The sequence below is a fragment of the Pseudomonas sp. p99-361 genome (assembly GCF_003935475.1).
GTDB lineage: Bacteria > Pseudomonadota > Gammaproteobacteria > Pseudomonadales > Pseudomonadaceae > Aquipseudomonas > Aquipseudomonas juntendi.
Genome location: NZ_RHQO01000117.1, coordinates 1 through 7,431 on the forward strand (window position 1 = coordinate 1; position 7,431 = coordinate 7,431).

Annotated in this window: 5 protein-coding genes; 3 read left to right on the plus strand and 2 right to left on the minus strand. The window is 63.1% G+C overall.

Annotated elements, in window-relative coordinates; all coding sequences use genetic code 11:
* Nucleotides 1–125: 125 nt before the first annotated feature.
* Nucleotides 126–1,052: a LysR substrate-binding domain-containing protein gene (locus EGJ22_RS25295; RefSeq protein WP_125920453.1), complete on the minus strand. Its 927-nt coding sequence runs from the start codon at nt 1,050–1,052 to the stop codon at nt 126–128.
* 153 nt (nt 1,053–1,205) lie between these two features.
* On the opposite strand from EGJ22_RS25295, the gene EGJ22_RS25300 reads away from it, so the two are divergent.
* Nucleotides 1,206–2,594: a NorM family multidrug efflux MATE transporter gene (locus EGJ22_RS25300; protein ID WP_029887599.1), complete on the plus strand. Its 1,389-nt coding sequence runs from the start codon at nt 1,206–1,208 to the stop codon at nt 2,592–2,594.
* 84 nt (nt 2,595–2,678) lie between these two features.
* On the opposite strand, the gene EGJ22_RS25305 is transcribed toward EGJ22_RS25300, so the two are convergent.
* Entirely contained in the window at nt 2,679–4,346 is a 1,668-nt protein-coding gene (locus tag EGJ22_RS25305; RefSeq protein ID WP_029887600.1) for a bifunctional diguanylate cyclase/phosphodiesterase, read from the minus strand.
* 297 nt (nt 4,347–4,643) lie between these two features.
* Between EGJ22_RS25305 and rep the strand changes: the two genes are divergently transcribed.
* Both rep and EGJ22_RS25315 read left to right on the plus strand, forming a co-directional pair.
* Nucleotides 4,644–6,653: a DNA helicase Rep gene (gene rep / locus EGJ22_RS25310; protein WP_029887601.1), complete on the plus strand. Its 2,010-nt coding sequence runs from the start codon at nt 4,644–4,646 to the stop codon at nt 6,651–6,653.
* 64 nt (nt 6,654–6,717) lie between these two features.
* The gene (locus EGJ22_RS25315; protein WP_009683322.1) at nt 6,718–7,290 is read left to right on the plus strand and encodes a xanthine phosphoribosyltransferase; all 573 of its coding nucleotides are present in this window, start codon (nt 6,718–6,720) and stop codon (nt 7,288–7,290) included.
* Nucleotides 7,291–7,431 lie beyond the last annotated feature (141 nt).

The window sequence follows — 7,431 nt, forward strand, 5'->3', positions numbered from 1 at the left end:
GCGATTGCGCCGCGCGGGCGGCGCTCGCTCTAACAGGCGCTGCCATACCTTGTGGCAAACACCTGTCAGCCCTAAGGGGACCCCTGTGGGAGCTGGCTTGCCGGCGACAAGGCCAGTGCAAGCCATCAAAGGGGCGGCAGTATTTCCACATCCGGAAGATCCATGGCCGCTACCTCCTGTTCCAGAAACGCACTCAACCGCCGCAACCGCTCGCTCCCGCGCCGGGTACGCGGCCACACCAGGTAGTAATCCATGCCACTGGGCACCGCCGTCGGCCAGGGCAGGCTCAGGCGCTTCTGCGCCACGTCCTCGGCCACCATCAGCAAGTCGCCGATGGAGATGCCGTAGCCACGCGCTGCGGCAATCATGCTCAGCTCCAGCGTGTCGAAAACCTGCCCACCCTTGAGCGATACCTTGCCAGCGAGGCCCATGCGCTGCAGCCAGTCACGCCAGTCGCGCTTGTCCACCGTGGGGTGCAGCAGCTCGATACCGGCCAGCCTGGACACGCCCCAGGGCTTTTCGCCAAGCAGGTCCGGTGCGCCGACCGGAATCAACAACTCCGGGAACAGCTTGCGTACCTCCCAGTCTGCCGGGAACACGCCATCGCTGAGCAACACGGCACAATCGAACGGTTCCTGGTTGAAGTCCACATGGTCCACATCCATCCAGGCGCTGGTCAGTTGTACCTCGTTACCGGGTTGCAGGTGGCGAAACCGGCTCAGGCAGGCCAGCAGCCACCGCATGGTCAGGGTCGAAGGTGCTTTCATGCGCAGGATGTCATCTTCACCACACAGGGTTTCACAGGCACGGGCGAACGCGGCAAAGCCTTCGCGCACCCCCGGCAGCAATACCCGCCCAGCTTCGGTCAGTTGCAGGTTGCGGCCACTGCGCACGAACAGGCGGCAGGCGAAATGCTCTTCCAGGGTACGGATATGCCGGCTGATGGCACTTTGCGTGATCGACAGCTCTTCGCCCGCGCGAGTGAACGAACTGAGCCGCGCGGCGGCCTCGAATGCGCGCAAGGCATACAGCGGAGGTAGCTGGCGCGACATGAGGCACCTGCAATCTAGGGACAGAGGCGAATTATCCGAAACTTGCAGGCATGAGTTCAACTCATGCCAACTATCGCTTTTATCCTTTTGTGCAAAGTTGACCAAAGCCTCAGAATCGCGCTTCGTTGATCACCTCAGGAACAAGGACAGCCCATGCACGTCGCGCCCACTACAGAACTCAAGGCTTTGTTGCGCCTGGCCGGGCCGCTGATCGCCTCGCAGCTGGCGCACATGCTGATGGTGCTGACCGACACCCTGATGATGGCCCGCATCAGCCCGCAGGCCTTGGCCGGCGGTGGCCTGGGCGCGGCCAGCTATTCCTTCGTGTCGATCTTCTGCCTGGGGGTGATCGCCGCAGTGGGTACCCTGGTGGCGATTCGCAAGGGCGCCAACGACATCGAAGGGGCCACCCGTCTGGCCCAGAACGGCCTGTGGCTGGCCTGGGGCCTGGCGCTGTTCGCCGCGCTGGTGCTGTGGAACCTTGAGCCGGTACTGCTGCTGTTTGGGCAACAGCCCGAGAACGTGGCCTCGGCTGCCCAGTTTCTGACCCTGCTGCCGCTGGCGTTGCCCGGTTACCTGACCTTCATGGCCTTGCGCGGGTTCACCAGTGCCCTTGGCCGTTCGACCCCGGTGATGGTCATCAGCCTGGTCGGCACGGTGCTGAACTACCTGCTCAACGTGGCGCTGATCGAGGGCATGTTCGGCCTGCCCAGGCTCGGGCTGATGGGTATCGGCCTGGTCACTGCGGTGGTGTCGATGGGCATGGCCATTGCCCTGTCGTTGTACATCCGCTGGCACCCGGCCTATGCCGCCTACCCGCTGCGCAAGGGCCTGTCGCGCCCATCGCTGCACGCCCTGCGTGAGCTGTGGCGGCTGGGCCTGCCGATTGGCGGCACCTACATGGTGGAAGTGGGCCTGTTCGCCTTTGCCGCGTTGTGCATGGGGGTGCTGGGCAGCACCGAACTGGCGGCCCACCAGATCGCCCTGCAGATCGTGTCCACGGCATTCATGGTGCCGACAGGGCTCTCCTATGCGGTAACCATGCGCGTGGGCCTGTACTACGGCGCCGGCAACCTGCTGGCGGCGCGCAGCGCGGGGCGCGTGGGCATCGGCTTCGGGGCAACCGTGATGTTTGCCTTTGCCGCGCTGTTTTTGCTGTTGCCCGAGGCGCTGGTGAGCCTGTTCATAGACCGTAATGACCCGGGCTTTGCCGCCATCTACCAACTGGCGGTGCACTTGTTGATGGTGGCCGCCTGGTTCGAGTTGTTCGATGGCATGCAGACCATCGCCATGGGCTCCATACGCGGCCTGAAAGATGCCAAGACCACCTTCCTTATCGGGCTGTGCTGCTATTGGCTGGTAGGCGCGCCGAGCGCCTGGCTGTTCGCGTTCAACCTGGGCGGCGGGGCGGTCGGGATCTGGTGGGGGTTGGCGCTGGGGCTGGCGTGCGCGGCGGTGGCGCTGACCTTTGGTTTTGAGTGGCGGATGAAGCGGTTGTTGCGCAAAGCTGGGATTGGTGGAGAGGCTACCGCCTCGGCCTGACTTCAGGGCCTATTCGCGGGCACGCCCGCTCCCACAGGTACAGTGCGCGCCCCCTGTGGGAGCGGGCATGCCCGCGAAAGGGCCCTAAAGGACAACCCCCAACTGACGGTCAGGCGCCTGCAGCAAAAACTCCATCAACTCCCCCACCGGCAGTGGCTTGCTGACCAGAAAACCTTGCACCTGGTCACAACCAAACCCGCGCAGCAGCTCCAGTTGCTCCTCACTCTCCACCCCTTCAGCCACCACCTCAAGGTTAAGGTTGTGCGCCAGGTTGATCATGGCGTGCACCAGCTTGCGGTTTTCCTCGCGCATTTCCATTTCGGCCACGAAACTGCGGTCCACCTTGAGCAAGGTGATCGGCAGGCTGTTCAGGTGTACGAACGACGAAAAACCGGTGCCGAAGTCATCCAGCGAGAAGCGCACGCCCAGTCGGCCCAGCGCATCCATGGTCTGGCGTACCAGCTCGTTGCGGCGCATGACCGCCGTTTCGGTCAGTTCGAATTCCAGCCAGCGAGCATCCACCCCGTGCTCGAGGATCAGCCGGCTCAAGGTGGCCAGCAGCTGGCTATCCTGGAACTGGCGGAAGCTCAGGTTGACCGCCATGTGCAGCGGCTCCAGGCCGCGTTCGCACAATGCCTGCATGTCGCGCAGCGCACGGGAAATCACCCAGTAGCCCAATGGCACGATCAGGCCGCTTTGCTCCGCCAGCGGCACGAACTCGCAGGGCGGTAGCAGCCCCCGGTCCGAGTGCCGCCAGCGCACCAGCGCCTCGAGCCCCACGATGCGCCCATCGGCCAGGTTCAGCCGGGGTTGATAGTGCAGTTCCAGTTCATCCCGGCGCAGGGCGCGGCGCAGTTCGCTTTCCAGATCGGCCAGGCTGCGGGCATTACGGTTGATGCGCTCGTTGAACACATGGAAGGTGCAGCCCTGGCTACCCTTGGCCTGGCGCATGGCGATGTGCGCGTGCCACATCAGCGGGTCGGCGCCGCCCTGGGCACGGGCATGCGCCAGGCCCAGGCTGCAGCCCAACAGCAAGCTTTCGCCATCGATCCAATAGGGCTCGGCCAAGGCCTCGACGATGCGTTCGGCAATCCATTCGGCGCGGTTCGGGTCGCGGCGCGTGTCGATCAGCAGCGCGAATTCGTCGCTGCCCAGGCGCGCCAATTGGTCCCCCGCTTCCAGTTGGTGTTTCAACCGGGCCACAACCTGCAGGATCAGGCGGTCACCGCTCTGGTGGCCAAGGGCGTCGTTGACGTGGCGGAAGTTGTCCAGGTCGAGGTGGCCGAGGGCAACGCCCCGGCCTTCGTTTTCAGCCAGCCGTGCCGTGAGCAAGGCCTGGAAGCCCTGGCGGTTGGCGATACCGGTCAGTGGGTCTTGCTCGGCAAGGCGCTGCAAGGTGGCCACCAGCACACCGCGTTCGCGCACATGCCGCAGCGAGCGGCGCAGGCTATCGGTGCTGAGTTGTTGGCGCACCAGCCAGTCGCTGACGCCGCTGGGGGCCACCGCGGGCTCGTCGTCCAGCAGCAGGATGGTCGGCAGCTCACAGCGCCCCGGCGCTGGTTGCAGTGCCGCAGTCGCCAGGACCACGGCTTGCCGGTCATGGCTGAAAAGGCTGTCGACGGCCTCCCAGGAGGGCGCCGTCAACAGCACTGCAGTGCCGCCCAACCCCTGCACGCACTCGCGCAGCAGCACGGCCCATTCCGGCTCATCAGCCAACAGCAGCAAACGCAGAGGTTCGACAGGCGTGGACAAGCGGGCTCCTTAGGGCTTCACGGCACAACGAGAGAAGATGAATATGCTACTGCATTGATGAAAATGATTTTCAATTTTATACATACACCGGACTCTGCGGCGACCCGACGTATTTTGTCGTGCATCCTGCGCGAAATCAGGCCCGTTCGGCAAATACGATTTTTCCAGTGCCTGGCATTAGCCTGACTAATACAGGGCGCCAATAAAAGTCTGACTCAGACGTCAGACGGTCACGCCACAACGGGCCCATGCCTGTTAGAATGCGCGGCTATTTTCTGGCGACCCCCGGTTTCTAGCATGTCCCGACTCAATCCCCGGCAGCAGGAAGCCCGTGACTATGTCGGCGGCCCTCTTTTGGTGCTCGCCGGTGCAGGCTCGGGCAAGACCAGCGTGATCACGCGCAAGATTGCCCACCTGATCCAGAACTGCGGCATTCGTGCCCAGTACATCGTGGCGATGACCTTTACCAACAAGGCCGCGCGCGAGATGAAGGAGCGGGTTGGCACCTTGCTGCGCCCGGGGGAAGGTCGCGGCCTGACGGTGTGTACCTTCCACAACCTGGGCCTGAACATCATCCGCAAGGAACACGAGCGGCTGGGCTACAAGCCGGGCTTCTCGATCTTCGACGAGTCCGACATCAAGGCGTTGCTGTCGGACATCATGCAGAAGGAATACTCAGGCGACGACGGCATCGACGAGATCAAGAACATGATCGGTGCCTGGAAGAACGACCTGATCCTGCCGCCAGAAGCCCTGGAAAAGGCGCGCAACCCGCGCGAGCAGACCGCCGCCATCGTCTACACCCACTACCAACGCACGCTCAAGGCGTTCAACGCAGTGGACTTCGACGACCTGATCCTGCAGCCGGTGAAGCTGTTCCAGGAACACCCCGAGGTGCTGGAGCGCTGGCAGAACCGCGTGCGCTACCTGCTGGTGGACGAGTACCAGGACACCAACGCCAGCCAGTACCTGCTGGTGAAGATGCTGATCGGCATGCGCAACCAGTTCACCGTGGTGGGCGACGACGACCAGTCGATCTATGCCTGGCGCGGTGCCCGCCCCGAGAACCTGATGCTGCTCAAGGAGGACTACCCCTCCCTGAAGATCGTGATGCTCGAACAGAACTACCGCTCCACCAGCCGGATCCTGCGCTGTGCCAACGTGCTGATCGCCAACAACCCGCACGCGTTCGAAAAACAGCTGTGGAGCGAGATGGGTGTAGGCGACGAGATCCGCGTGATCCGCTGCAAGAACGAGGAAGCCGAGGCCGAACGGGTGGCCATGGAGATCCTCACCTTGCACCTGCGCACCAACCGCCCGTACAGCGACTTTGCCATCCTCTACCGCGGCAACTACCAGGCCAAGCTGATCGAGCTGAAACTGCAGCACCACCAGGTGCCGTATCGCCTGTCGGGCGGCAACAGCTTCTTCGGCCGCCAGGAGGTCAAGGACCTCATGGCCTACCTGCGCCTGCTGGTGAACCCGGACGACGACAACGCCTACCTGCGGGTGATCAACGTGCCGCGCCGCGAGATCGGCTCCACCACCCTGGAAAAGCTCGGCAACTATTCCACCGAGCGCGGCATTTCCATGTACGCCGCCAGCGACGAGCTGGGCCTGGGTGAACACCTGGACGCCCGCTATACCGAGCGTTTGCAGCGCTTCAAGCACTGGCTGGACGGGGTACGCCAGAAGGTCGCCCTGGAAGACCCGATTGCCGCGCTGCACGAGATGATCCGCGACATCGACTACGAAAACTGGATCCGCCAGCAGACCGCCAGCGACAAGGCCGCCGATTTCCGCATCAGCAACGTCTGGTTCCTGGTGGACGCACTGAAAAACACCCTCGAAAAGGATGAAGAGGGTGACATGACCATCGAGGACGCCATCGGCAAGCTGGTGCTGCGCGACATGCTCGAGCGCCAGCAGGAAGAAGAAGAGAACGCCGAAGGGGTGCAGATGATGACGCTGCACGCCTCCAAAGGCCTGGAGTTCCCCTACGTGTTCATCATGGGCATGGAAGAGGAAATCCTCCCGCACCGCTCCAGCATCGAGGCCGACACCATCGAAGAAGAGCGCCGCCTGGCCTATGTGGGTATCACACGCGCCCGCCAGACCCTAGCCTTTACCTTCGCCGCCAAGCGCAAACAGTACGGTGAAATCATCGACTGTACGCCCAGCCGGTTCCTCGACGAATTGCCACCCGACGACCTGGCCTGGGAAGGCCTGGACGACGCCCCGGTCGAGGTGAAGGCGGCACGCGGCAACAACGCCTTGGCCGACATCCGGGCAATGCTCAAACGCTGATCAACCATTACTCTTTAATATTGCCGCCTCCAGCGGCCACCTTTGTTACATCGAGGAAATCACAGTGGAAGCACTGCATCAGAAGATTCGCGAAGAAGGCATCGTGCTTTCCGATCAGGTCCTCAAAGTGGACGCGTTTCTCAACCACCAGATCGACCCGGCGCTGATGCAGCTGATCGGTGACGAGTTCGCCCGCCTGTTCGCCGATGCTGGCGTGACCAAGATCGTCACCATCGAAGCCTCGGGTATTGCCCCGGCAGTGATGACCGGCCTGAAGCTGGGCGTACCGGTGATCTTCGCCCGCAAGCACCAGTCGCTCACACTCACCGAAAACCTGCTGACCGCCTCGGTGTACTCCTTCACCAAGCAGACCGAGAACACCGTGGCCATCTCGCCGCGCCACCTCAACAGCAGCGACCGCGTGCTGGTGATCGACGACTTCCTGGCCAACGGCAAGGCGTCGCAGGCACTGATCTCGATCATCAAGCAGGCCGGCGCCACCGTGGCCGGCCTGGGTATCGTCATCGAGAAGTCGTTCCAGGGCGGCCGCGCCGAGCTGGACAGCCAGGGCTACCGCGTTGAATCGCTGGCCCGGGTGAAGTCGCTGGAAGGTGGTGTGGTCACTTTCATCGAGTAAGCCTGTACCGGCCTCATCGCCGGCAAGCCAGCTCCCACATTGACCGCACAGGCCTCAGGGCTTATGCAGTACCTGTGGGAGATTCTATGGTTCCTGGCAAGGGTAGCCGGAGCATCTTCAGCGCCTGTGAGATCGAGCGCC